Origin of the sequence: Geodermatophilus pulveris, assembly GCF_900188375.1 — a bacterium.
GTDB classification, from domain to species: Bacteria; Actinomycetota; Actinomycetes; order Mycobacteriales; family Geodermatophilaceae; genus Geodermatophilus; species Geodermatophilus pulveris.
Map to the genome: position 1 here is coordinate 1 of NZ_FZOO01000006.1, position 24,092 is coordinate 24,092.

Consider the following 24,092-nt stretch of genomic DNA (forward strand, 5'->3'; position numbering starts at 1 on the left):
GGCGCGGGGGTGTCCGGGGCGGGGGTGTCCGTCGCGGGGGTGTCCGGGGCGGGGGTGTCCGGGGCGGTGGTGTCCGGGGCGGTGGTGTCCGGGGCGGGGGCGTCCGTCGCGGGGGCGTCCGGGGCGGTGGTGTCCGGGGCGGTGGTGTCCGGGGCGGTGGTGTCCGGCGGTGCGGGGGCCGGCGCCGGCGGGACGTCCGGGTCCGGGGCGTCGTCCGCGCCGGGGACCGGGGTCCCGGCGTCCCCGGCCGGGGGCGCGTCGGTGGGCGACGACCGGGGGTTGGCGGGCCGCGCGGGGGCGTCTGCCGGCGGGGTGTCATCGGCCGGCGGCGTGCTCTTGACCGGTGCGGGGTCGGTGCCAGGAGCGTCGCCGGTCACCGGCGGCGGGTCGCTGGGGCCCGGCGGTGCGTCGGCGGCCGGCGGGTCGTCGCGGGCGGAGGGGTCACGATCGCCCGTGGGGGCCGGCACGTCCGTGTCGTCCGGGGACGGCCGGGTGCCGGTCCCCTCCTGGGCGGGCTCGGGTGCCGGGGGCGTGGTCCCGTCCGGCTCGTCGCCCCCACCGGCCGCCGGTGGCCCGCCGGGGTCGGGCCCGGTGGTGTCCGCGGCGGCCGGCGCGTCGGCGGGCGGCGGGTCCGGGTGGGGTGCGGCGTCCGCGACCACCGGGGCGGGGAGGCCCTCCGCGGTGTCCACGGCGGGCTCGGGATCGGGCGGGGCGTCCGCGGCGCGGGCCCGGTCGGCGAGCAGCGCCAGCAGCACCCAGGCCGCGGCGGCGAGCAGCACCGCCAGGACCGGCCGTCGGGTGCGGGACGGGAGCCCGGCCGTCGGGGGCAGCGCAGGGCCACGCGCCCGTGCGCGCAGCCCACCCACCGGACCCACCCCCTCCCGCTCGGGACGCGTGGTGGCCGGTCCGCGGGGCGGACCGGCCGGTCTGACCAGGACCATCGGGCGAGCGGCGCGGCCGGGCAACCGGGAGGGGTCCGGCGGCCGCGGCACACCGCGCGGGCGGACGGCTCGTGAGCGACCGGATCCAGAACGTGCGGAACTGCGGCGTGGCTCAGCGCCTCGCCGCCGGTGGCGATGGCACCCCGGCCAGCGGCGCCGGCCAGCGGCGCCACCCGGCCAGGGCGACCGCCGCGCCCACGGCGAGTCCGGCGACGACGTCCCCGGGGTAGTGCACGCCCACGTGCACGCGGGAGTAGCCGACGGCCACCGCCAGTGGCGCGAGCGCCGCGCCAGCGGCGGGGCACTCCAGCGCGAGACCGGCCACGAAGGCCCCGGCCGAGGACGAGTGCCCGCTGGGGAAGGAGTGCGTGTCCGGCGCCCGGTGCAGCAGGCGGTGCACCGGGTGGGCACCCAGGTCGGGACGCCGGCGGCCGAACACCGGCTTGAGCGCGGCGTTGACCAGCCCGCTGGACAGCGCCATCGCGCACAGTCCCCGGACGGCGCCGCGGCGCAACCGGCCCCCGCGCAGGGCCAGCAGCGCGGCGGCGGCCACCCAGAGCCGGCCGTGGTCGGCGGCGGTGGTGAGCCGGCGCAGCCACGGGTCGGCCGCGGTGGCGGGCACCCCGCCGACGAGGGAGTGCAGGCGCGCGTCCCAGTGCCGTGCGCCCCGCATGTCCCGACGCTACCGAGGGTGACCCGGCGCGGCCGCGGGGTCCTCTTCCCTCCGGCGGGCCCGGTAGGCGGCGACGGTGGACCGGCTGGCGCAGGTGTTGGAGCAGTAGCGGCGGCTGGCGTTGCGCGAGGTGTCCACGTAGACGTCGTCGCAGCCCTCGGCCGAGCAGACGCCCAGCCGCTGCCACCCGTGCTGGGCGACGACCTGCGCCAGGCCCATCGCCACCGTCGTCGTCAGCTGCTCCAGCGCCGGGGCCTCGCGGCGGGCGTAGTGCAGGTGCAGCTCGCCGTCGTGGTCGGTGGCGTAGGGCTGCGGGTGGGCCAGGGCGAGCAGCGCGTTGAGCCGCTCGAGCACCTCCGGCTGGGCGGTGGCGAGGGCGACCGCCCGGACCAGGTCCGCGGTGGCGGCGGCCCGCCAGGCCTCGTCCGCGGACAGCTCGGTGGCCGTGCCCGGCTCCAGCCACTCGGCGTGCGCGCGCAGGAACGCCGTGGCCCACTCCGGGCCGGCCTCCCGGTCGGCGTTGGCCAGGTCGATGGCCAGCTCGACCGCCGTGGACCCGTAGGTGTCGTAGTCCATGCCCGTCTCCCGCCCGTCCCTGCCGCTGGTGCGCGCCGACACGCCGTAGGGGGCTACGGCGACTTGACCACCTACGTACGGCTCCGTACCGTGTAGGGGGTCAACGGCGCTTGGCCGCCTACTCTTCCCGTCCACCCCTCGTTCTGAGTGAGTTCGTCGTGCGTTCCTACCTGTCCGTCTGGCGCCTGCCGTCCGCCCCGGTGCTGCTGGTCGCCGGTTTCGCCGGCCGTCTCCCGTCGGCCATGGTCCCGCTGGCGCTGCTGCTCATGGTGCAGCAGCGGACCGGTTCCTATGCCGTCGCCGGCCTCGCCGCTGCCACCTACGGGTTGGCGATGGCGGGGATGGCGCCGGTCCTCGGCCGGCTGGCCGACCGCCGCAGCCCGCGCCCGGTGCTGCTCGCCCAGGCCGGCGCGTACCCGCTGCTGCTCGGGCTGCTGGTGGCCGCCGTCCTCGGGGGTGCGCCGACGGCGGTGATCGTCGCCGCGTCGGCCGCCGCGGGCGCCGGGACGCCGCTGGTGTCCGGCGTGGTCCGCGCGCTGTGGTCCCGGGTCGACCCGGCGGTGCGCGGCACCGCGTTCGCCTTGGACGCCACCGCCACCGAGCTGGTGTTCGTGGCCGGCCCGACCCTGGTCGCCGCGCTCACGGTGCTCGCCGGCCCCGCGTGGGCCGTCGGCGTCGCCGGGGCGCTGGCCGTGGCCGGTGCCCTCGGCGTCGCGACGTCGGCGGCGATGCGCCGGTGGGTGCCGGTGCCGGCCGGGCAGCGGACCTCCCCGTTCGCCACGGTGCTCACCCCCGGGCTGCCGCGGGTGCTGCTCAGCGGTGGCGCGCTGATGCTCGGCTTCGGCGCGCTGGAGGTGGCCATCCCCGCGTTCGCCGACGCCGCCGGCTCGCCGGGGATGTCCGGCGTCCTGCTCGCCCTGTGGTCGCTGGGCTCGGTCGCCGGCGGACTGTGGTTCGGCGCCCGGGTGGTCAGCGTCTCGCTGCCGCGCCAGTACCGCTGGCTGCTGCTCGGCGTGACCATCGGCCTGGCCCCGCTCACCGCGGCGTCCAGCCCGTGGGTGCTCGGCGCGCTGCTCTTCCTCGGGGGGACGGCGATCGCGCCGACGCTGACCGTGCAGAACTCGCTGGTCGGCGCCATCGCCCCGGCCCACGCCACCACGGAGGCGTTCACCTGGCTGTCCACGATGGCGACCGGCGCGTCCGCGGTCGGGGCGGCGCTCGGCGGCGCGCTGATCGAGGGCCCGGCCGGGGTCACCGGCAGCCTGCTGCTCGCCGTCGCGGGCGCCGCGGTCGCGGTGCTGGTGACCCTGGTGCCCGGCCGGCAGCCCGCCCGCGAGCGGGTGCGCGAGCCGGTCGGCGCCTGAGCAGCCCGGCCGGGGGCCGGCCGCCCCCCGGCGGGCGGCCGCCCCCGCGCTGGTAGTCTTCCCTCTCGGTGGTTCCGGGGGGACCCGGACCCCGGGAGGCTTCGCCTAGTCCGGTCTATGGCGCCGCACTGCTAATGCGGTTTGGGTTAATCCCCATCCCGGGTTCAAATCCCGGAGCCTCCGCGCAGGACAACTGAACAGCACGCACCCGTAGCTCAACGGATAGAGCATCTGACTACGGATCAGAAGGTTAGGGGTTCGAATCCCTTCGGGTGCACGTCTGGTTGAGACAGCTCCGCGGCCCCGTCCTCCTCACCGAGGGCGGGGCCGCGGTGTGTCCGCCGCCGGACATGCAGGTGCAGCGACTGGCGCTGGCCCGGGCGCTGGCCACGGACGCCGAGCTGCTGGTCGCCGACGACGTGTCCTCCGCGCTCGACGCCCGCACCGGGACCGAGCTGTGGGAGGCGCCGCGCCGCCGCGGGGTCACCGTGGTCGGGGCGAGCTCCGAGCGGTCGGCGCTGGCGTGGTCGGAGCTGGTCGACGAGTGGGGCCACCTCGCCGGGTGAGGCCGCTCAGCGGCGGGGGCGCAGCAGCGACTTCGTCACCGTGCCGACGGCCACGACCGCGCCGTCCACGGTGGCGTCGGACCGCAGGAAGGCCAGCGTGCGGCCGCGGCGCACCAGCTCGGCCTGCAGCAGGACCTCCGCGCCCTCGGGCACGCCCCGGACCAGCGAACACGTCGCGTCGTGCGTCACCGCGTCCTCGTCCGGGGCCAGCTCGGGCAGCAGCCGGACGTAGGCGGCCACGTCGAGCACCGCGGCGACGATGCCCCCGTGCAGGACGCCGACGTTGTTGAGCGCCGGCGGCCCCACGGGCAGGACGACCCCCGCCCGCGAGTCGGCCGGGTCGGCGAGCCGCAGCCCCAGCCAGCGGTGCAGCGGGACGTCGAGGACGCCCTGCAGGCGCGCGGCGAGGGCGGCGTCCGCCACGGGCGGGACATCGGTCACCGGGCCACTGTCGCAGCGTGGCGGGTGAGCGCGCCCGGGTGGGCTGGGGGCGGGGGGCCGGTCCTGACGGTCTGGCCGCGTTGGTCGGTCCTCCCAGCAGTGGGAGGCCACTCGTTGCCGGCTGCCCCCGCCCGCGTCCACTGTGACCCCGGTCACTCCCACGGGTCAAGACGCGCCGGGCGTGTCGTCTCAGCCGACCCGGCGCAGCACGTCCGGCGTCAGCCGGTCGACCGCGGTGTGGCCGGTGAGCCCGAGGGTCAGGTCGAACTCGCCCAGCACGTCGGACACCACCTGGCGCACCCCCTCCTCGCCGCCGAGGGCCAGGCCCCACGCGAACGGCCGGCCGAGCAGCACCGCCCGCGCGCCGAGGGCCACCGCGGTCAGCACGTCGGCGCCGCTGCGCACGCCGCTGTCCAGCAGCACCGGCGCGCGGCCGGCGACCGCGGCGACCACGTCGGGCAGCGCGTCGAGCGCGGCGATCGAGCGGTCCACCTGCCGGCCGCCGTGCGTGCTGACCACCACACCGTCCACGCCCTCGTCCACCGCCCGCCGGGCGTCGTCGGGGTGCAGCACCCCCTTGAGCACGATCGGCAGCCGGGTCCGGGCCCGCAGCCAGGCCAGGTCGGCCCAGGTGATCGAGGGCCGGGAGTAGATGGACAGGAAGGTCTCCACGGCCGCTCGCGGCAGCGGCGAGCGCAGGTTGTCCAGCAGCGGCCCGGGCCAGGCCCGCGCCATGCCGACCAGCGCGCGGACGGCGGACAGCGTCGGCCGCGGCTGCCGGTCCCGCCGTGCCGCGGCGCCCGGCTCGGTGGGCGCGGGCGCCGCCGCGCGCTCCTCGACCAGCCGCCGGAACACCGGGTCGGAGGTGTACTGCGCGATGCCCTTGCCCAGCGCGAAGGGCAGGTGGCCGAGGTCCAGGTCGCGCGGGCGCCAGCCGAGCATCGTGGTGTCGAGGGTGACCACCAGCGCGTCGCAGCCGCTGGCCTCCGCCCGCCCGACCAGGCTCTCCACCAGCTCGTCCGACGTCGACCAGTACAGCTGGGACCAGCGCGGGGCGGGGTGGGGGGCCTGGTCCATGGCCGCGGCGCACTCCTCCATCGGCACCGACGCCTGGTTGGAGAACACCATGGGCACGCCCAGGGACGCCGCCGCGCGGGCCACCGCGAGGTCGGCCGCCGGGTGCACCAGCTCCAGCGCCCCGACCGGGCCGAGCAGCAGCGGGGCGGGCAGCCACCGCCCGAACAGCTGCACCGAGGTGTCCCGGGTGCTCACGTCGCGCAGCACCCGGGGGACGACGGCGTAGCGGTCGAACGCCGCGCGGTTGGCCCGCTGGGTGGCCTCCTCGCCGGCCCCGCCCGCCACGTAGGCGTACGCGCGGGCGCCCAGCCGCTGCCGTGCGCGGCGCTGCAGCGCCCGGGCGGCGGTGGGCACGAGTGGCCGGCGCCCGTACACCCCCGCGCGGTAGACCTCGTCCTGCCGGCGGCGGCCGGTGCCCGCTGCTGAGTCCACGGCGCCACCGTAGTGAGGGCTGCGTCACAGCCCGTCGTGCGGTGCCGGTGGCAGTTTCCACCGACACGCCGGGACGACACGCACCAGCGGCGCGGGACGGCCCACGACGGGCCAGGCCGCCTGCATCATGGTCGGCACCGGGGCGCCGTCGGTGCGCCGGCGCGTGGAGCAGGGGGACGTGCACGTGCAGGTGGCCACTCGGCCGGCACCCGTGGTGGTGCTCGGACTCCTGTCCGCCGGGCTGCTCTGCGCGGGCGTCACCCTGGCCGGCCCGGCGGCCGCCGTCGACCACGCGGCCCTCCCCGACACCCGCGTCACCCACGGCCCCAGTTGCCGGCCCGGCGGGGTGGTCGTCGAGGTCACCGCCGGCACCGTCGGCTACGCGGTCACGCTGGCCACCGCCCGCCGTCCCGCCGGGGAGGACGCCGCGGAGGTCGCCCCGGGGACCGTCGTCGTGCTGCGCACCGGGCCGGTGGACTGGGGGGAGACCGTCGACCCGTACCTGGAGTACACCCCGCTGGACGGCTCGGGCCCGGCGTACGTCGACGGGCTGGCCGGCTTCGACTTCACCCGCCCGTCGTCCGGGGAGTGCGCGGCCCTCGCCGGCCCGGTGGTGCCCGCGGGCCCGCCGCGGGAGGGCGCCGCCGCGGGGTCGCCCGCCGCCGTCACCGTCGCCGCCCAGCAGGGGCCCGCCGGGGAGGACGGCGGCAGCCGCTGGCCCCTGCTGGCCGCCGGCGGCGCCGTGCTCGCGGCCGGTGCCGGGGTCGCGGTCGTCTCCGGCGGCCGGCGGCCGGGCGGCCGCCCGCGGTCGACGCCGCCCTTCGGGAGCGCCTGAGCGCGCCGTCGGCGACGATGGTCCGGTGGCCCGCCCCGACGACGTCCCGGCGCTCGACCTGCCCGCCGAGCCCGTCCCCGGGGACGTGGCCGACGTCCCCGGCGTGGTCCCGACCGCGGCCGAGACCTGGCTGCGCATCGTGCAGGTGCACGACCGGATCACCCGCCGCGTCGACTCCGCGCTGCACCGGCGGCACGACCTCTCGCTCACCGGCTACGAGGCGCTGCGGCGGATCGCCGAGGCGCCCGGCGAGCGGGCCACCATGGGCGAGGTGGCGGAGGCGCTCGGCATCTCCCGCGCCGGCGTCACCAGCACGGTGACCCGCCTGGTGGCCGCTGGCCACGTCGTCCGGGAGCGCTCCGCCGGCGACCGGCGGCTGCTGCACGCCCGGCTGACCCCCGCCGGCCGGGCCAAGGTGGAGGAGGCCCGGCCCACCCACGACGGTCTGGTGGCCCACCTGCTCGCCCTGCTGGGGGACGATGCGGCGGTCGTCACGGACGCCCTCGCCCGCGTCTCCGCGGCCGCCCGCACCCGACGCTGACGCAGGCGCTCAGCAGCCGGGTTCACACCGTCCGGGACACTTCAAGCCCGTAGTGTTTCCACTCCACCCAGGGCGGGCAGGACGCGATCATGCAGGTGGGGATCGCGCAGTGCTCGGTGGTCGTGCCGACGGTCGGCCGGCCGTCGCTCGACGTGCTGCTCGACGCCCTCGCCCAGGCCCCCGGCCCGCGCCCGGCGGAGTTGGTGCTCGTCGACGACCGGCCCGCCGGCGAGCCGCTGCGGCCGGAGCGTCCCGGCCTGCCCCCCGTGCGCGTGCTGCGCACCGGCGGCGGCGGCCCGGCCCGCGCCCGCAACCTCGGCTGGCGCAGCGTGCGCACCGCCTGGGTGGCCTTCCTCGACGACGACGTCGTCCCCGACCCCGACTGGTACCAGCGGCTGGCCGAGGACCTCGCCGGGCTGCCCGCGGACGTCGCCGGCAGCCAGGGCCGGGTGCGGGTGCCCCTGCCGGCCGACCGCCGCCCCACCGACTGGGAGCGGGGCACCGCCGGGCTGGCCACCAGCTCCTGGATCACCGCCGACCTCGCCTACCGGCGCGCCGCCCTGGCCGCGGTGGGCGGCTTCGACGAGCGCTTCCCGCGCGCCTTCCGGGAGGACTCCGACCTGGCGCTGCGGGTCATGGACACCGGCGCCCGGCTGGTGCGCGGGCAGCGGTGCATCACCCACCCGGTCCGCCCGGTCGACCGCTGGGTGAGCCTGCGCGTGCAGGCGGGCAACGCCGACGACGTCCTCATGCGCCGGCTGCACGGCCCGGACTGGCGGGAGCGCGCCGACGCCCCGCTGGGCCGCCGCCCGCAGCACCTGGCCGTCACCGCGGCCGGGCTGGCCGCCGCCGGCCTCGCCGTGGCCCGCCGGCCGCGCGCCGCCGCCCTGGCCGCCCTCGCCTGGGCCGCCGGGACGGGCGAGTTCGCCTGGGCCCGTACCGCCCCGGGCCCGCGCGACCGCGCCGAGGTCACCACCATGCTGGCCACCAGCGCGCTCATCCCGCAGCTGGCCACCTGGCACTGGCTGCGCGGGGTCGTCCGGCACGTCGGCGTGCGCCCCTGGCGCGGCCTGCCCGACCTGGTGCTGTTCGACCGCGACGGCACCCTGGTCCGCGACTTCCCGTACAACGGGGACCCGGCGTTCGTGAAGCCGGTGCCCGGCGCGCGGGAGGCCGTCGACGCGCTGCGCGCCCGCGGCGTGCGGGTGGGCGTGGTGAGCAACCAGTCCGGCGTCGCCCGGGGGCTGATCACCCGCGCGCAGGTGGACGCCTGCACGGCTCGGCTCGAGGAGCTGCTCGGCCCGTTCGAGACGGTGCAGGTCTGCCCGCACGGCCCGGACGACGGCTGCTCCTGCCGCAAGCCCGCACCCGGGATGGTCAAGGCCGCCTGCGCCGAGCTGGACGTCGACCCCGCGCGCACCGTGGTCATCGGCGACATCGGCGCGGACGTCGAGGCCGCCGCCGCGGCCGGGGCCGTCGGCGTCCTGGTGCCCACCCCGGTCACCCGGCGGGCCGAGGTCGAGGCCGCCCCCCGCCGGGCGGCCACCCTCACCGAGGCCGTCGGGCAGGTCCTGGCGGGGGACTGGTGAGCGGCACCGTGCTCGTCGCGCGGCTGGACTCCGTCGGCGACGTGCTGGTCCAGGGGCCGCTCGTGCGCGCGGTCGCGCACGGGGCCGACCGGGTCGTCTTCCTCGCCGGCCCCGCCGGGGCGGAGGCGGCCGGCCTGCTGCCCGGGGTCGACGAGGTGTGGACGTGGGCCTGCCCGTGGATCCTCGGCGACCCGCCGCCCGTGGACGCCGGTGACCTCGCCGCGCTGACCGACCGGGTCCGCGCGCTCGCGCCGGCCCAGGCGGTGCTCTCCACCTCCTTCCACCAGTCGCCGCTGCCGCTGGCGCTGCTGCTGCGCACCGCCGGGGTGCCGCGGGTCTCGGCGATCAGCGTCGACTACCCCGGCGCGCTGCTCGACGTCCGGCACCGCGTCGACGACGACCTGCCCGAGCCGGAGCGGGCACTGTCGTTGGCCCGCGCCGCCGGCTTCGACCTGCCGCCGGGCGACGACGGCCGCCTCGCCGTCCGCCGGCCGCTGCCGCCGGTCGCGCACGAACCCGGGGGCCCTGATCTGCCGCCCGGATACATCGTGCTGCACCCCGGCGCCTCGGTGCCGGCCCGGGCCTGGCCGGCGCACCGCTGCGCGGAGGCGGTCGAGGCGCTGGCCGACGCCGGCCACCGGGTGCTGGTCACCGGCGGGCCCGGGGAGCGGGCGCTCACCGCCGCCGTCGCGGGCACCCGCGGGACCGACCTCGGCGGCGCGCTGGACCTGGCCGGGCTCGCCGCGCTGCTCGGCGGCGCCGCCGCGGTCGTCGTCGGCAACACCGGCCCGGCGCACCTGGCCGCCGCCGTCGGGACGCCGGTCGTCTCGCTGTTCTCCCCGGTCGTCCCGGCGGCGCGGTGGGCCCCGTACGGCGTGCCGACCGTGCTGCTGGGCGACCAGGACGCGCCCTGCCGGCTGACCCGGGCCCGCGAGTGCCCGGTGCCCGGCCACCCGTGCCTGGCATCGGTGACCGCGGCCGACGTCGTCGCCGCGGTGGAGAAGGTGGGCAGCGCGTGAGGGTCCTGCTCTGGCACGTGCACGGCTCGTGGACGACGGCGTTCGTCCAGGGCCGGCACGAGTACCTGCTGCCGGTGACCCCCGATCGGGGCCCCGACGGGCTGGGCCGCGCGCGCACCTGGGACTGGCCGGCGTCGGCCCGCGAGGTGACCCCGGAGGAGCTGCGCGGCACCGACGTCGACGTGGTCGTCCTGCAGCGGGTGCGCGACCTGGAGCTGGTACGGCAGTGGCTGGGCCGCGAGCCCGGCCGGGACCTGCCCGCGGTCTTCCTCGAGCACAACGCCCCCGGGCTGGAACCGGACGACGGGCCGGTCCCGCACACCCGCCACCCGCTGGCCGACCGCGGCGACATCCCGATCGCGCACGTCACCCACTTCAACCGGCTCTTCTACGACAACGGCCGCGCCCCCACGACGGTGGTCGAGCACGGCATCGTCGACCCCGGCGAGCGCTGGACCGGCGAGCTCGCCCGCGCCGCCGTCGTCACCAACGAGCCGGTCCGCCGGGGCCGCACCGTGGGCGCCGACCTGCTGCCCGGCCTGGCCCGGGTCGCGCCGGTCGACGTCTTCGGCATGGGGCTGGCCGGGCTGCACGAGCGCTACGGCCTGGACCCCGCCCGGGTCGCGCTGCACGACGACCCGCCGCAGGCGGCCATGCACGCCGAGCTGGCCCGCCGCCGCGCGTACGTGCACCCGGTCCGGTGGACCTCCCTGGGGCTGTCGCTGCTCGAGGCGATGCACCTGGGCATGCCGGTGGCCGCCCTGGCCACCACCGAGGCGGTCGAGGCCGTCCCGCCCGGGGCGGGGGTGCTGTCCACCCGCCCGGAGCGGCTGTGGGACGCCGTCCGCACCTGGCTGCACGACGAGGACGCCGCCCGGCTGGCCGGCAAGGCGGCCCGCGCCGCCGCGCTGGAGCGCTACGGGCTGGCCCGCTTCCTCGCTGACTGGGACGTGCTGCTCGAGGAGGTGACCCGGTGATCGTCGACCTGGTGTCGGAGCACGCCAGCCCGCTCGCCGCCATCGGCGGGGTGGACGCCGGCGGGCAGAACGTGCACGTCGCCGCCCTGGCGGCGGGCCTGGCCCGCCGCGGGCACGCGGTGACCGTGCACACCCGCCGGGAGGACCCGGACGCCCCGGACCGGGTGACCACCGCCGACGGCTACGACGTCGTGCACGTCCCCGCCGGGCCCGCGCGGGTGCTCCCCAAGGACGACCTGCTGCGGCACATGCCCGAGTTCGCCGCGGTGCTGCGCCGGGAATGGGCGCGGCGGTCCCCGGACCTGGTGCACGCGCACTTCTGGATGAGCGGGCTGGCCGCGGTCGCCGCCGCGGGGCCGGTCCCGGTCCTGCAGACCTTCCACGCGCTGGGCTCGGTCAAGCGCCGCCACCAGGGCGCCGCCGACACCTCGCCGCCGAACCGCGTGCAGCTGGAGCGCTCGCTGTGCCGCACGGTCGCGCACGTGGTGGCCACCTGCTCCGACGAGGTCTTCGAGCTGCGCCGGCTGGGCCTGGCCCGCGACCGGGCCTCGATCGTGCCCTGCGGCGTGGACACCGGCGTGTTCAGCCCGCGCGGCCCGGTGGCCCCGCGCGGCGAGCGGCAGCGGCTGCTGGTCCTCGGCCGGCTGGTCGAGCGCAAGGGCCAGGAGGACGCCGTGCGCGCGCTGGCCGCCGTCCCCGGCGCGGAGCTGGTCGTCGTCGGCGGCCCGCCGGCCGGGCGGCTGGACGACGACCCGGAGGTGCGCCGGCTGCGCGCGGTCGCCGCCTCCCTCGGCGTCGGCGACCGGCTGGTGTTCACCGGCGCGGTGGCCCGGGAGGACGTCCCGGCCTGGATCCGCTCGGCCGACGTGGTGCTCGCCGTGCCCTGGTACGAGCCGTTCGGGATCACCCCGCTGGAGGCCATGGCCTGCGGCCGCCCGGTGGTGGCCACCGCGGTCGGCGGGCTGCAGGACTCCGTCGCCGACGGCGTCACCGGCGACCTCGTCCCGCCCCGCGACCCCGCCCGGCTGGGCGAGGTCCTGGGCGCGCTGCTCGCCGACGACGCCCGCCGCGCCGCGTACGGCGCGGCCGGCGTCCGGCGCGCCCGCGCCCGCTACCGGTGGGCCCGCGTGGTCGCCGACACCGAGTCCGTCTACCGGCAGGTCATCGCCAGCCGCACGCCCGTGGAGGTCGCCCGATGAGTCTCGAGTCCGTGTCGCCCGACACCTGCAGCCACCTGACCGGCGCCGACCACGTCGCCTCGCTGACCGCTGCGCTGCGGTCGCTGGACGGCCAGCTCGACACCCTCGACGGGTGGGGCCGGCAGGTCGCCGACGTGCTCTGCGGGGCCCACCGCGGGCGGCTGCTCGCGGCCGGCAACGGGGGCAGCGCCGCGCAGGCGCAGCACCTGACCGCCGAGCTGGTCGGCCGCTACCGGGCCGACCGGCCGCCGTTCTCCGCGATCTGCCTGACCGCCGAGACCTCCTCGCTGACCGCGATCGCCAACGACTACCCGGCCGACGAGCTGTTCGCCCGCCAGGTGGAGGCGCACGGGCGGGCCGGGGACGTGCTGGTGCTGCTCTCCACCTCCGGCCGCAGCCCCAACGCCGTCGCCGCCGCGCGGCGGGCTCGCGAGTGCGGCATCACCGTGCTGGCGATGACCGGCCCGGCGCCCAACCCGCTGGCCGCCGCTGCCGACGACGCGGTGTGCATCGACTCGCCGTGGACGGCGACGGTGCAGGAGTGCCACCTGGTCGCGCTGCACCTGCTCTGCGCGGCCTTCGACGCCGCGGTGCTCGCCGAGCCGGCCCGCGTGCCGGAGAGCCGGCTCGGGGTGGCCCGGTGAGTGGGGTGGGCGGGCGAGCGATCGTCGTGGTCGGCGACGCGCTGCTCGACGTCGACCTGGTCGGGACGGCGTCCCGGCTGACGCCCGACGCGCCGGTGCCGGTGGTCGAGGACGTCGAGACCCGCGAGCGCCCCGGCGGCGCGGCCCTGGCCGCGGTGGTCGCCGCCCGCGCCACCCGGCGCGAGGTCGTGCTGGTCACCCCGATGGCCGACGACGCGGACGCCGACCGGCTGCGCGCGCTGCTGGCCGGCCGGGTGCGGCTGGTCGAGATCCCGGCGACCGGCGGGACGGCGGTCAAGCGGCGGGTCCGCGTGGGCGACCACTCGGTGGCCCGCATCGACAGCGGCGCCCCGGTGGCCTCGCTGGGCGCGCTGCCGGCCGAGGCGGCCGCGGTCATCGGCTCGGCCGCCGCGGTGCTGGTCGCCGACTACGGCCGGGGGACGACGGCCGACCCCGCCGTCCGCGCGGCGCTGGCCGCGGCCGGCGGGCCGGTGGTCTGGGACCCGCACCCCCGCGGCGCGGACCCGGTGCCCACCGTCCGGCTGGTGACCCCCAACGGTGCCGAGGCGGCCCGCGTGGCCGCCGCCGCCGGGGTGGCCGCCGAGGGGGACGGGCTGGCCGCCGTGGGCGCCCGCGCCGAGGCGCTGATCCGGCACTGGGGCGTCGGCGCGGTGGCGGTGACCCTCGGCGCCCGCGGCGCGCTGCTGTCCTACGGCGAGGGCGCGCCGATGGTGGTGCCCGCGGTCCCGGTGACCGGCGGTGACCCGTGCGGGGCCGGTGACTCCTTCGCCGCCGCGGCCACGGTCGCGCTGGCCGACGGCGCGGTGACCGGCGAGGCGGTGGCGGCCGCGGTTGCGTCCGCCGGCGCCTTCGTGGCCCGCGGCGGGGCGTCGGCGTGGGACGCGGAGCCCCCGGCCGGGCCGGGCGCCGGCGCCGAGCCCGGGGCGGACGGCGTGATCGCCCGCGTCCGCGCGGCCGGCGGCACCGTCGTGGCCACCGGCGGCTGCTTCGACCTGCTGCACCCGGGCCACGTCGCCACGCTGCGGGCCGCCCGCGGGCTGGGCGACTGCCTGGTGGTGTGCATCAACTCCGACGCCTCGGTGCGGCGGCTCAAGGGCCCGACCCGGCCGCTGGTGACCGCGGCCGACCGGGCGCGGGTGCTGGAGGCGCTGCAGTTCGTCGACGCGGTCGTCGTCTTCGACGAGGACACGCCGGCCGAGGTGATCGGCCGGCTGCGCCCGGACGTGTGGGCCAAGGGCGGCGACTACGCCGGCGCGGACCTGCCCGAGGCCGCGGTGCTGCGTCGCTGGGGCGGCCAGGCCGTCGTGCTGCCCTACCTCGACGGGCACTCCACGACCGCCCTGGTCGAGCGCTCGCAGGTGTGACGGGCCGCCGTGTCGCGGTGGTGCTGCGGCCGCTGGGACTCGGGGACCTGCTGACCGGCGTCCCGGCGATCCGGGCGGTGCGGGCCGCGGTGCCCGGCCACCGGCTGGTGCTGGCCACGACGGCGGCGCTGGCGCCGCTGGCCGCGCTGGTCGACGCCGTCGACGAGGTGCTGCCCGCCCGCGAGCTCGAGCCGCTGGACTGGCCCGGCCCGCCCCCGGAGCTCGCCGTCGACCTGCACGGCAAGGGGCCGGCCTCGCACGTCGTCGTCGCCGGCCTGCACCCGGGACGGCTGCTCACCTTCGCCAGCCCCGGCTGGCCGGGCCCGGTTTGGTACCCCGACGAGCACGAGGTGCACCGCTGGTGCCGGCTGGTCGCCGAGGGCCTGGGGGTCGACGCCGACCCGGACGCCCTCGACCTCGCCGTCCCCGGCGTGGCCCCGCCCGCGCCCGCCGGGGTGGCCCTGGTCCACCCGGGCGCGGCGTTCCCCTCGCGGCGGTGGCCGGCCGACCGGTTCGCCGCCGTCGCCCGGCACCTCGCCGACCGCGGCCTGGACGTGCGGGTCACCGGGGGCCCGGCCGAGGTGCCGCTGGCCCGCGCGGTCGCCGAGGCCGCCGGGCTGGGGGAGGGCTGCGTCCTGGCCGGGCGGACGACGACGCTCGAGCTGGCCGCCGTGGTCGCCGGTGCCCGCGTCGTGGTGAGCGGCGACACCGGCGTGGCCCACCTGGCGACCGCCTACCGCCGCCCCTCGGTGGTGCTGTTCGGGCCGGTGTCCCCGGCGCTGTGGGGTCCCCCGCTCAGGGCCGGGGAGCAGGGGGCACTGCACGTCGTCCTCTGGCACGGGGACGGCACCGGCGACCCCTGGGGCACCGCGCTGGACCCGGCGCTGGCCCGGGTCACCGTCGCGGAGGTGACCGCGGCCCTGGACTCGCTGCTCTGACCGCCGCGATGTCAGCGCTGGCGGAGCGCGTCGAACAGGACGGTCTGCAGGTCGGCCGGGTCGACCGCGGAGTAGGCCGCCCCGCCGGTCACCTCGGCGACCTGCTCGAGCACGGCCAGGTCGGCGTCCGGGCCGAGCGCGACGCCGATGACCTTGACCGGCCGGTCGGGGTCGGCCTCGTCGCGCAGCGTGTCCAGCAGCTCGTCGAGCCCGATGCCGTCGCCGTCCTCGTTGGCGCCGTCGGTGACCAGGAGCACGCTGTTCACCGAGGTCGGGTCGAAGTCCGCGCGCGCCGCCCGGACAGCGTCCAGCGTGGTGTCGTACAGGCCGGTGCCGCCGGGGCGCAGCCGCTCGGGGATCGCGGCCAGCTGCTCGTCGAGCAGGTCGCGCTGGACGCTGCCCTCGACCTCCGCGGCGAGCTGCCGGGTGGGCACCACCTCGGTCCAGTCCCGCTCGCCGTCGAGCTCGGCGGCGAAGAACCACAGCCCCAGCGCGAACTCCTCCGGCACCAGGGTGAGCGTGCTGCGTGCGGCGTCGCGGGCGAGCGTGGCGCGGGTCCCGTCGCCGGCCGGCGCCTCCATGGACGTCGACACGTCGAAGACGGTGAGGATCCGGGACGGCGCGGCCAGCTCCGCCAGCTGGGCGAGCAGCGCCTGCACCTCGGCGGGGTCCAGCTGCAGCGTCTCGGGGGCCTGCTCGGCGACCCCGGCCGCCTCGGCGCCGGCCGGCGCGGCGCCGCCGGTGTCGCGGAAGCCGGCCTCGACGACGGCGGACCGAGCCGCGTCGGAGGTCAGCGCGCGCACCACGGCGTCGACCGCCGCGGCGTCCACGGCCGAGGCGGCGCCGACCCGCACCAGCGGGTGGTCCAGCACCGGCGACCCGTCCGCGGGGTAGACGGCGACCAGCTGCGGGTCCTCGGAGCCGGCGTTGGCCGCCCACACCTCCTGCTCGCTGACCGGCACCAGCGGCGCGTCTGCGTCGCCCGCGCTGCCCGCGGCCAGCGCCTCGGCCGGGGAGAGCGACGGCCCGCGCTCGGCGGCGAGCACCGCCTGCACCACGGCGTTGTCGGCGTCCTCGTCCCCGCCCAGCGCGGTCCGCACGGCGCCCAGCGCGGCGACGGCCTCGGCGCTCGCAGCGGGGTCGGGGAGGATGCTCCCCTGCGGGCTGGCCATGGCCTCGGCCCACCCCGGCGCACCGTCGGTCCAGTCGAGCTCGTCGACCGCCGCCGCGCTGGTGGCCAGCACGACGGGGGAGGAGGCGACCGACCCCACGGTCTGCAGGTCGGCACCCTCGGCGCGCGCGGTCCACAGCGAGGAGTCCGGCACCCACACGTGCGGCAGGGACGCGGCGTCCAGCGCGCCGAGGTCGCCCACCGTCTGCACCGGCTGCTGGGCGGTGACCTCGGCGGCCGCGCAGTCCGCGGGACGCAGGCCCTCGGCGTCGGCGAGCACCCGCTCGGCGACGGGGGCGAGCTCCGGGGCGACGGCGACCCGCACGACCGCGGTGCTCTCGCACTCGCCGCCCCCGGCGTCGACGGCCCACACGGTGAGGCCGCCGGCGAGCAGGACGACCGCGGCCACCGCGAGGGCGATGAGGACCTGCGGCGTCAGCTGCGCCGGCCGGCGGCCCGCGGAGGTGGCGGCGTGGCGGCCCATCGAACAGTTCCCCCGTCGGAGTGGTCAGGCGCTCCGGCGACCCCTGCGACCGCCCACGACAGAGTAGATGCGTTCCCTGACCCTCTGTGGATCACCCGGCTCGGACGGCGGCGGCCCGCAGGTGCTCGGCGAACCACGCCACGGTGCGCCGCAGCCCCTCCTCCGAGGGCACCGTCGGCCGCCAGCCGAGCAGCTGCTCGGCCCGGGTGGTGTCGGGACGGCGGACCCGCGGGTCGTCCACCGGCAGGTCGATGAAGGAGATCGGCGAGGTGGACCCGGTGAGCTTCACGATCCACTCGGCCAGCCGCAGCATGGACAGCTCGTCGGGGTTGCCGATGTTCACCGGCCCGGCGTGGTGGGAGAAGGCCATCGCGAGGATGCCGCGCACGGTGTCGTCGACGTAGCAGATCGACCGGGTCTGGGAGCCGTCGCCCGCGACGGTCAGCGGGCGGCCGGACAGCGCCTGCCCGACGAACGCGGGGATGGCCCGGCCGTCGTCCGGGCGCATCCGCGGGCCGTAGGTGTTGAAGATCCGGACGATGCCGGTGTCGGTGCCCTTCGACGTCCGGTAGGCCGTGGTCATGGCCTCGCTGAACCGCTTGGCCTCGTCGTACACGCCGCGCGGGCCGACCGGGTTGACGTTGCCCCAGTACTCCTCGTCCTGCGGGTGCACCAGCGGGTCGCCGTACACCTCGGAGGTGGAGGCGAGCACGTAGCGGGCGCCCTTCTCGTGGGCCAGCCCGAGGGTGTGCAGCGTGCCCAGGCTGCCGACCTTCAGGGTCTCGATCGGCATCCGCAGGTAGTCCAGCGGGCTGGCCGGCGAGGCGAAGTGCAGCACCAGGTCGACCTCGCCGGGCACGTGCACGAAGTCCGTGACGTCGCAGCGCACCAGCCGGAAGCCGGGGTGCTCCATCAGGTGCACCACGTTCTGCGGCGACCCGGTGAGGAAGTTGTCCAGGCAGACGACCTCGACGTCGCGCGCGAGCAGCTGCTCGCAGAGGTGGGACCCGAGGAAGCCGGCGCCCCCGGTCACCACCGCCCGCCGGACCGTCCGTGCCGCGCGCACCATGCCTGCTCCCATCCGCACCGGGGCACGCGACCGTGCGCACCGCCGCGGGTCCTACCCGGTGATCAACACCTCACACACTCAAGCTCCTAAGTGTCCCGGCCCCGTCCCGAGGCCCACCGTGAGCCTGCGAACGGTGCGGAGGGCGGGGTCCTCTCACTGCAGGTAGCCCTCGACCTGCTGCTCGGGGCGCGGCCTGGCCTCGTCGGGGTCCTCGCCGTACTGGCGCTTGGCGTCCCGCTGGCGGATGAGGTCCCAGAGCTGGTCGCGCTCCTCCTCGATCGCCCGGAGCCGGGCACGCTCCTCGTCGGTGTGCTGGCCGCCGTCGCGCAGGCGGTGCTCCTCGGCCACCAGCGCGTCGATGCGGGCGTGGATCTCGCTGTCGTCCATGCCCGGTCCCTGCCCGCCGCGGTGCGGGCGAAACGGGTCAGCCCGGCCCGGGCAGGTGGCCCTCGACGAACGCGGCCAGCCGCCCGGTGACCGCACCGCCGGCCCGGCCCAGCGCCAGCAGCGCGGTGCGGTCCAGGGGCACCCGTACCGGGCGGCGCCCGGCCGGTGCGGCCGCGCGCACCGCGTGCCCGGCGGCGACCAGCTCCGGCCACGGGCGGGCGAGCTGCCCCAGCACCCGGGACAGCGCGGCCGTCGTCGGGCCGGCGTTGCCCTGCACCATCCCCGTGACGAACGCCGGGTCGCTGGCCACGACCCGGGTGCCGTCGCGGAAGCTGCCGGCGGCCAGCGCGAGGGCCAGCGGGCCGGCCTCCCCGGCGGCGGCGGCCAGCGCCGCCGCCAGCAGGTGCGGGACGTGGCTGACGGCGGCGACGGCGTCGTCGTGCTCGGCGGCGGTCGCCGGGACCACCTCGGCACCCGCGTCCAGCGCGACCTCGGCCACCCGCAGCCAGCGCGGCAGCTCGGTGCCCGGCTCCAGGCACAGCGCCCAGCGGGCGCCGGTGAACAGGCCGGGGTCGGTCGCCGCGTGCCCGGAGCGCTCGGTGCCGCACATGGGGTGCCCGCCGACGTAGCGGCCGCCCAGCGCCGGCCCCAGCTCAGCGAGCACCGGGGTCTTCACCGACCCCAGGTCGGTGACGGTCGCGGCGGGGTCGACGCCGAGCCCCTCGAGTGCCCCGGCCATCGCCGGCAGCGGGACGGCGAGGACGACCACGCCGCCGAGGTCCCGGCCGATCCGCACCCCGCGCGCGGCGGCGGCGTCCCGCGCGGCGGGGTCGACGTCCCAGCCGGTCACCTCCCGCCCGGCGGCGACGAGGGCGGCGGCCAGCGACCCGCCGAGCTGGCCCAGCCCGACGACGCCGACCGGGGGAGCGGGCAGCGTCGGCACCGGGAGGCGGGTCACGCCGTCTCCCACTCGCGGTCGGTGCGGAACACCCGCGCCAGCGCGGTGGCCACCAGCCGGCCGTCCTGGGCGCGCGCCTCGATCCGGTAGACGGCGGTGCGCCGGCTGCGGTGCACCTCGGTGCCCTCGGCGGTCAGGACGTCGCCCGGCCGGCCGGCGGCGAGGAACTCGGTGTGCACGTCCTGGGCCACCGCGAGGGTGCCGTGGCTGTTGCTGACCGCCGCGTGCACGACGTCGAGCAGGGCCATCGTGGCCCCGCCGTGCGCCGCGCCGGCCGCGTTCAGCAGCTGCGGGCCCACGGTCATCTCCGCCCGCGCGTACCCGGGCCGGACCTGCTGCAGGACGATCCCGAGGTGAGCGGCCAGCGGGTCGGCGGCCAGCCGGGTGAGCAGCTCGGCCGGGACGTCGTCCTGCGGGTCCGCCATGATCGGACCCTATGACCCACGCCCTCCTCCGGCCCCCGGGCGCCGGGACCCACGCCCTCCTCCGGCCCCCGGGCGCCGGGACCCACGCCCTCCTCCGGCCCCCGGGCGCCGGGACCCCCGCGCTCCTCGCACCCCGCGCGCCATGACCCCCCGGTCGTTCCTCCTCACCCCGGAGCTCGGCGACTACGTCCGCGCCTCCTCCGAGCCGCCGGACGACGTCGTCGCCGACCTGCTGGCCGAGACCGCCGCCCTGGCCGACCGCGGCGAGGCCTCGCCGACCTACCAGATCGCGCCGGAGCAGGGCACCTTCATGCAGCTGCTCACCCGCGCCCTCGGTGCTCGCCGGGCGATCGAGATCGGCACGTTCACCGGGTACTCGGCGCTGTGCGTGGCCCGCGGGCTGCCCGAGGACGGCTCGCTGCTCTGCCTGGACTCCAGCGCGGAGTGGACGGCGGTGGCCCGCCGGTACTGGGCGCGCGCAGGGCTCGCCGACCGCGTCGAGGTGCGGCTCGGCGACGCGCACGAGTCGCTGCGCGCCCTGCCCGCCGAGGCGACCTTCGACCTGGCCTTCGTCGACGCGGACAAGACCGGCTACGCCGACTACGTCGAGCAGCTGCACCCGCGGATGACCGGCAACGGCGTCGTGCTGCTGGACAACACCCTGCGCGGCGGCCGGGTGCTCGACCCGCAGAGCGACGACGACCGCGCGCTCGCCGAGCTCAACGCCGCGCTGGCCGCCGACCCGCGCTGGGAGACGGTGCTGCTGCCGCTGTCCGACGGCCTGACGATGCTGCGGCGCCGGTGAGCACCGCGGACGCGCCGGGCAGCTGGGCGGTGCGGGTGACCCGGCCCGGCGGCGGGTGGCGGGTGGAGCTGCTCGCCGCGGACGCCGGTGACGAGCTGCCGGCGCTGGAGCGGGCGCTCGGCGACCCGGGGGCGGGCGGCTGGCCCGGCCCGTTCGTCGTGGTCGTCGACTCCCGGCTGTACTTCGTCGTGCTGCGGCACGGGCCCGGCGGGCTGGTGCGGGCGCTGATCTCCGACGCCACCATGCAGGAGTGGCTGCTGGCCGCCGAGGTGGTGGAGCGCTACGGCATCGCCGTCGACGCCGAGGGGGCCTTCGACGACGACGAGACCGGCTGGCCCGGCGGCGACCTGGACGTCTTCGCCGACGACGGGCTGCCCGCCGAGCAGCTGCGGCCGATCGTCACCGCCGACGACCTGTGGGCCGACGAGATGGTCGTCGCCATCGCCGCACGGCTGGGGTTCGCCGACGAGCTGGCCGCGGCGGTGACGCCGTGAGCGTCTCCGCCGTCGTCTTCGACCTCGGCGGCGTCATCACCGAGAGCCCGATGACCGCCTTCACCGCCTACGAGGCCGAGGCCGGGCTGCCCGAGGGGCTGATCGTGCGGCTGAACAGCACCGCCCCGGACACGAACGCCTGGGCGCGCTACGAGCGCAACGAGCTGGACGCCGCCGGGTTCACCGACGCCTTCGAGGCCGAGGCGCTGGCCGCCGGGCACCGGCTGGACGCCCGGCGGGTGCTGGCCGCGCTGGCCGGGGAGGTGCGCCCGGAGGTGGTCGGGGCGGTGCGGCGGCTGCACGCGGCCGGGCTGCCCCTGGCGCTGCTGTCGAACAACGTGGCGCCGATGGAGCGCACCGGCCGGCTCGGCGAGCTGCTGGACCTCTTCGACGTGGTGGTCGAGTCCTCGGTGGAGGGCGTGCGCAAGCCCGAGCCGGAGATCTACCGCCGCGCGCTCGCCCGGCTGTCGGAGGCGGCCGGCCGGCCGCTCGAGCCGTCGGACTGCGCCTACCTCGACGACCTGGGCATCAACCTCAAGCCGGCCCGGGCCATGGGCATGCACACGATCAAGGTGACCGACCCGGCCGCGGCGCTGGCCGAGCTGTCCGCGCTGGTCGGGATCGACCTGCGGGACGGCGCGACGACGTGACCGCGGCCCCGGGCGGGGGGTGGGTCGCGGCTCGCTCCGACCCTGCCCACCAGGTGGGGCAGGGTGGGAAGACCGCGGGGGGACGCCGGTGACCGTGGACGTCGACGCCGCGATGGGACGCGCGCTCGAACTCGCTGCCGCGGCCGTCGAGTGGGGCGACACGCCGATCGGCGCCGTCGTCCTCGGGCCGGACGGCGTGGTGCTCGCCGAGGCGGCCAACGAGCGGGAGAAGCGGGGGGACCCCACCGCGCACGCCGAGGTGCTGGCCCTGCGCGCGGCCGCCCGGGTGCACGGCGACGGCTGGCGGCTGACCGGGACGACGCTGGTCGTCACCCTCGAGCCCTGCACGATGTGCGCCGGTGCGGCCGTGCTGGCCCGCGTCGGGCACGTCGTCTACGCCGCCGACGACCCCAAGGCGGGCGCGGCCGGGTCGCTGTGGGACGTCGTCCGCGACCGGCGGCTCAACCACCGCCCGCAGGTGACCGGCGGCGTCCGGGCCGAGGAGTCCGCCACGCTGCTGCACGCGTTCTTCCGCCGTCGGCGGGGCCTGTAGTCTCTTCGGCGGTGGCGTGTCCGAGCGGCCGAAGGAGCACGCCTCGAAAGCGTGTGAGGTGCAAGCCTCCGTGGGTTCAAATCCCACCGCCACCGCCATCGGGACCGTCACGGCGGCGTCCGCGCAGGGGCCTCGACCCCGCCGGGCGCCGCCGTCGTCGTCCCGGGCTCAGGTGACCAGGTCCAGGTCGACCAGCCAGTCGCCGCCGTCGCCCTGCACCAGGCGCAGCTCGTGCACCTCGACCAGGCTGCTCCCGTCGTCGCCGGTGAAGGCGACCTCGGTCGTGGCGGTGATGACGCCGTCGCCGGACAGCTGCGCACCGCGCACGCCCCGCAGCTCGACCTCCGCCCAGGGCTCCCAGAAGTCGCGGTAGTACCCCGTGCTGGCCTGCGACCGCAGGTAGGGGCCGGTCATCGCGTAGGCCCCGTCGGGGTCGTCGGGGAGCAGGTCGTAGTACCGGCCCAGCGTCTGCTGCACGACCGCCGAAGGGGTGTCGGCCGGCGGCTCGCTGGCCGGGGGCGCCTCGCTGGTGGACGGCGCCGGCTCGGAGGCCGTGGTCTCCGGCGCGCTGGTCTCCGGCGCGCTGGTCTCCGGCGCCGTGCTCTCCGGCGCGGTCGTCTCCGGCGCGGTGCTCTCCGCCGGGGACGGGGCGGGCGGGTCCGCGGTCGTGGCGCCGTCGTCGCGGGTGCCGAGCCACACGGCGCCGCCGAGGACCAGCACGGCGAGCAGCGCCAGCGCGACCAGCAGGCCGCGCCGGCGGCGCCGGCCGGCGGGGGGACCGGCCGGGGGCGACGCAGCCGGGCCGGGGGCCGGGCGGGCCCCGGCCGCGGTGTCGGCGGCCGCGGTCCTGGCGGGCGCGCCGGGGGGCGGGACCCGGGTGGACGCCGCCCCAGCGGTCGCGGCCCCGGCCGCCGCAGCTCCGCCCGCCGCAGCCCCGCCCGCGCCCACGGCCGGCAGCACCCCGGTCCGCAGCTCCGCCGTCCGCTCCCGGTTGCTCGAGGAGCGCAGCGCCGTGCGGGCCAGCAGCACCGTGGTCGGGTCGCCGTCCCGGCCGGCCGCCAGCCGGGCCAGCTCGTCGCGGACCTCGACCGTCGTCGGCCGCTCCGCCGGGTCGACGGCCAGCATCCGGCTCAGCGCGTCGGTCATCGAGCCCGCGCGGCGCGGGGGGTCCAGCTCACCAGCGGCGACCCGGTGCAGCAGCCGCAGCGCGTTGTCGTCCATGCCGAACGGCGGCCGGCCCTCCAGGCAGGTGTACAGCGTCGCGCCGAGGGAGAAGACGTCGCTCTCCTGCGTCACCTCGCTGCCCTGCGCGACCTCGGGGGCCAGGAACGCGGGGGTGCCGGTGATCTGCCCGGTCTGGGTGAGCGTCACGTCGTCCCGCGCGTGCGAGATGCCGAAGTCGGTGATCTTCACCAGACCCTCGACCCGCGGCCCCCGCCCGATGAGCACGTTGGCCGGCTTGACGTCGCGGTGCACGATCCCGGCGGCGTGGGTGGCGGCCAGCGCGTCGGCCACCTGGGCGCCGATCTGCGCGACCTGGTCCACGGTCAGCAGGCCGTCCTCCTTGAGCACCTCGGCCAGGCTGCGGGAGGGCAGGTACTCCATCACCAGCCACGGCGTGCTGTCCTCCACGGCGACGTCGTAGACGCTGATGGCGTGCGGGTGGGACAGCCGGGCGGCGATCCGGCCCTCCCGCAGCGCCCGCTGGCGCTGCTGGTCGGTGACCGTCGCGTCGGCGCCGGGCGGGGGCAGCACCTGCTTGACGGCCACCTGGCGGCCCAGCAGCTCGTCGGCCGCCAGCCAGACGGCGCCCATGCCGCCGCCGCCGATGCGCTCGAGCAGCCGGTAGCGCCCGGCGACGACGCGGCCGGACCCGGTCACGCCGCGCACCCCCTGCCC

25 protein-coding genes, 3 tRNA genes and 1 pseudogene are annotated in these 24,092 nt (G+C 78.3%); 18 read left to right on the forward strand and 11 right to left on the reverse strand.

Features of this window, described 5'->3' with window-relative positions; translation table 11 throughout:
• The 3 genes and pseudogenes from CHB98_RS21665 to CHB98_RS12980 all read right to left on the reverse strand — a co-directional run.
• A pseudogene (locus CHB98_RS21665) lies at positions 1 to 779 on the reverse strand (hypothetical protein); the annotation flags it as partial.
• A gap of 274 nt (positions 780 to 1,053) precedes the next feature.
• Positions 1,054 to 1,614: a phosphatase PAP2 family protein gene (locus CHB98_RS12975; RefSeq protein ID WP_089306036.1), complete on the reverse strand. Its 561-nt coding sequence runs from the start codon at positions 1,612 to 1,614 to the stop codon at positions 1,054 to 1,056.
• Positions 1,615 to 1,623: 9 nt separating this feature from the next.
• Positions 1,624 to 2,190 carry a CGNR zinc finger domain-containing protein gene (locus CHB98_RS12980; protein ID WP_089306037.1) on the reverse strand — a complete coding sequence of 189 codons (567 nt, stop codon included), beginning with the start codon at positions 2,188 to 2,190 and terminating at the stop codon, positions 1,624 to 1,626.
• A 158-nt stretch (positions 2,191 to 2,348) separates the two neighbouring features.
• Here CHB98_RS12980 and CHB98_RS12985 point away from each other — a divergent pair, with 158 nt between their 5' ends.
• From CHB98_RS12985 to CHB98_RS13000, 4 genes are all read left to right on the forward strand, one after another.
• Positions 2,349 to 3,554 (forward strand): MFS transporter, encoded by a 1,206-nt coding sequence (locus CHB98_RS12985; RefSeq protein WP_089306038.1) that lies wholly within the window; start codon positions 2,349 to 2,351, stop codon positions 3,552 to 3,554.
• A gap of 94 nt (positions 3,555 to 3,648) precedes the next feature.
• Positions 3,649 to 3,737: transfer RNA gene (locus CHB98_RS12990), tRNA-Ser, on the forward strand.
• A 21-nt stretch (positions 3,738 to 3,758) separates the two neighbouring features.
• Positions 3,759 to 3,831 (forward strand) — tRNA-Arg (locus tag CHB98_RS12995).
• A 73-nt stretch (positions 3,832 to 3,904) separates the two neighbouring features.
• Entirely contained in the window at positions 3,905 to 4,120 is a 216-nt protein-coding gene (locus CHB98_RS13000; RefSeq protein WP_218822359.1) for a P-loop NTPase family protein, read from the forward strand.
• 6 nt (positions 4,121 to 4,126) lie between these two features.
• Here CHB98_RS13000 and CHB98_RS13005 read toward each other — a convergent pair whose 3' ends face one another.
• Entirely contained in the window at positions 4,127 to 4,561 is a 435-nt protein-coding gene (locus CHB98_RS13005) for a PaaI family thioesterase (protein ID WP_245821130.1), read from the reverse strand.
• A gap of 189 nt (positions 4,562 to 4,750) precedes the next feature.
• Positions 4,751 to 6,070 (reverse strand): alpha-hydroxy-acid oxidizing protein, encoded by a 1,320-nt coding sequence (locus tag CHB98_RS13010; RefSeq protein ID WP_089306040.1) that lies wholly within the window; start codon positions 6,068 to 6,070, stop codon positions 4,751 to 4,753.
• A 127-nt stretch (positions 6,071 to 6,197) separates the two neighbouring features.
• Here CHB98_RS13010 and CHB98_RS13015 point away from each other — a divergent pair, with 127 nt between their 5' ends.
• From CHB98_RS13015 to CHB98_RS13055, 9 genes are all read left to right on the forward strand, one after another.
• Positions 6,198 to 6,905 (forward strand): hypothetical protein, encoded by a 708-nt coding sequence (locus CHB98_RS13015; protein WP_089306041.1) that lies wholly within the window; start codon positions 6,198 to 6,200, stop codon positions 6,903 to 6,905.
• Positions 6,906 to 6,930: 25 nt separating this feature from the next.
• The gene (locus CHB98_RS13020) at positions 6,931 to 7,446 is read left to right on the forward strand and encodes a MarR family winged helix-turn-helix transcriptional regulator (RefSeq protein WP_089306042.1); all 516 of its coding nucleotides are present in this window, start codon (positions 6,931 to 6,933) and stop codon (positions 7,444 to 7,446) included.
• 89 nt (positions 7,447 to 7,535) lie between these two features.
• Entirely contained in the window at positions 7,536 to 9,035 is a 1,500-nt protein-coding gene (locus CHB98_RS13025) for an HAD-IIIA family hydrolase (RefSeq protein WP_089306043.1), read from the forward strand.
• Positions 9,032 to 10,054 (forward strand): glycosyltransferase family 9 protein, encoded by a 1,023-nt coding sequence (locus CHB98_RS13030; protein ID WP_245821131.1) that lies wholly within the window; start codon positions 9,032 to 9,034, stop codon positions 10,052 to 10,054. Before CHB98_RS13025 ends, CHB98_RS13030 begins: the two co-directional genes overlap by 4 nt.
• Entirely contained in the window at positions 10,051 to 11,031 is a 981-nt protein-coding gene (locus CHB98_RS13035; RefSeq protein WP_089306044.1) for a glycosyltransferase, read from the forward strand. The genes CHB98_RS13030 and CHB98_RS13035 overlap by 4 nt, the downstream gene beginning before the upstream one ends.
• Positions 11,028 to 12,230 carry a glycosyltransferase gene (locus CHB98_RS13040; protein WP_089306045.1) on the forward strand — a complete coding sequence of 401 codons (1,203 nt, stop codon included), beginning with the start codon at positions 11,028 to 11,030 and terminating at the stop codon, positions 12,228 to 12,230. The genes CHB98_RS13035 and CHB98_RS13040 overlap by 4 nt, the downstream gene beginning before the upstream one ends.
• On the forward strand, positions 12,227 to 12,874 hold the full coding sequence (locus CHB98_RS13045) for a D-sedoheptulose-7-phosphate isomerase (RefSeq protein WP_089306046.1): 648 nt from the start codon (positions 12,227 to 12,229) through the stop codon (positions 12,872 to 12,874). Before CHB98_RS13040 ends, CHB98_RS13045 begins: the two co-directional genes overlap by 4 nt.
• A gap of 5 nt (positions 12,875 to 12,879) precedes the next feature.
• Positions 12,880 to 14,259 carry a D-glycero-beta-D-manno-heptose 1-phosphate adenylyltransferase gene (gene rfaE2, locus CHB98_RS13050; RefSeq protein ID WP_089306047.1) on the forward strand — a complete coding sequence of 460 codons (1,380 nt, stop codon included), beginning with the start codon at positions 12,880 to 12,882 and terminating at the stop codon, positions 14,257 to 14,259.
• 17 nt (positions 14,260 to 14,276) lie between these two features.
• Entirely contained in the window at positions 14,277 to 15,197 is a 921-nt protein-coding gene (locus CHB98_RS13055) for a glycosyltransferase family 9 protein (RefSeq protein ID WP_245821132.1), read from the forward strand.
• A gap of 11 nt (positions 15,198 to 15,208) precedes the next feature.
• Here CHB98_RS13055 and CHB98_RS13060 read toward each other — a convergent pair whose 3' ends face one another.
• The 5 genes from CHB98_RS13060 to CHB98_RS13080 form a co-directional block, all read right to left on the reverse strand.
• The gene (locus tag CHB98_RS13060; RefSeq protein ID WP_089306049.1) at positions 15,209 to 16,852 is read right to left on the reverse strand and encodes a vWA domain-containing protein; all 1,644 of its coding nucleotides are present in this window, start codon (positions 16,850 to 16,852) and stop codon (positions 15,209 to 15,211) included.
• Between the two features lie 91 nt (positions 16,853 to 16,943).
• Positions 16,944 to 17,921: a UDP-glucuronic acid decarboxylase family protein gene (locus CHB98_RS13065; protein ID WP_089306050.1), complete on the reverse strand. Its 978-nt coding sequence runs from the start codon at positions 17,919 to 17,921 to the stop codon at positions 16,944 to 16,946.
• A 153-nt stretch (positions 17,922 to 18,074) separates the two neighbouring features.
• Positions 18,075 to 18,308, reverse strand: a complete 234-nt coding sequence (locus CHB98_RS13070) for a DUF2630 family protein (protein ID WP_089306051.1) — start codon at positions 18,306 to 18,308, stop codon at positions 18,075 to 18,077.
• Positions 18,309 to 18,345: 37 nt separating this feature from the next.
• The gene (locus CHB98_RS13075) at positions 18,346 to 19,266 is read right to left on the reverse strand and encodes a prephenate dehydrogenase (protein ID WP_089306052.1); all 921 of its coding nucleotides are present in this window, start codon (positions 19,264 to 19,266) and stop codon (positions 18,346 to 18,348) included.
• Positions 19,263 to 19,691 carry a PaaI family thioesterase gene (locus CHB98_RS13080; protein WP_089306053.1) on the reverse strand — a complete coding sequence of 143 codons (429 nt, stop codon included), beginning with the start codon at positions 19,689 to 19,691 and terminating at the stop codon, positions 19,263 to 19,265. Before CHB98_RS13080 ends, CHB98_RS13075 begins: the two co-directional genes overlap by 4 nt.
• Before the next feature lie 142 nt (positions 19,692 to 19,833).
• Between CHB98_RS13080 and CHB98_RS13085 the strand changes: the two genes are divergently transcribed.
• The 5 genes from CHB98_RS13085 to CHB98_RS13105 all read left to right on the forward strand — a co-directional run bounded on the left by CHB98_RS13085 (position 19,834) and on the right by CHB98_RS13105 (position 22,291).
• Positions 19,834 to 20,496 (forward strand): O-methyltransferase, encoded by a 663-nt coding sequence (locus CHB98_RS13085; protein ID WP_089306054.1) that lies wholly within the window; start codon positions 19,834 to 19,836, stop codon positions 20,494 to 20,496.
• Positions 20,493 to 20,990 carry a tRNA adenosine deaminase-associated protein gene (locus CHB98_RS13090; protein WP_089306055.1) on the forward strand — a complete coding sequence of 166 codons (498 nt, stop codon included), beginning with the start codon at positions 20,493 to 20,495 and terminating at the stop codon, positions 20,988 to 20,990. The genes CHB98_RS13085 and CHB98_RS13090 overlap by 4 nt, the downstream gene beginning before the upstream one ends.
• Positions 20,987 to 21,640 (forward strand): HAD-IA family hydrolase, encoded by a 654-nt coding sequence (locus CHB98_RS13095; protein WP_089306056.1) that lies wholly within the window; start codon positions 20,987 to 20,989, stop codon positions 21,638 to 21,640. The genes CHB98_RS13090 and CHB98_RS13095 overlap by 4 nt, the downstream gene beginning before the upstream one ends.
• Before the next feature lie 88 nt (positions 21,641 to 21,728).
• Positions 21,729 to 22,193: a nucleoside deaminase gene (locus tag CHB98_RS13100; RefSeq protein WP_089306057.1), complete on the forward strand. Its 465-nt coding sequence runs from the start codon at positions 21,729 to 21,731 to the stop codon at positions 22,191 to 22,193.
• A 10-nt stretch (positions 22,194 to 22,203) separates the two neighbouring features.
• A tRNA-Ser gene (locus CHB98_RS13105) sits at positions 22,204 to 22,291 on the forward strand.
• Positions 22,292 to 22,361: 70 nt separating this feature from the next.
• Here CHB98_RS13105 and CHB98_RS13110 read toward each other — a convergent pair.
• Positions 22,362 to 24,074, reverse strand: coding sequence for a serine/threonine-protein kinase (locus CHB98_RS13110; protein ID WP_218822360.1), 1,713 nt, complete (start codon positions 24,072 to 24,074; stop codon positions 22,362 to 22,364).
• Between the last annotated feature and the right edge of the window lie 18 nt (positions 24,075 to 24,092).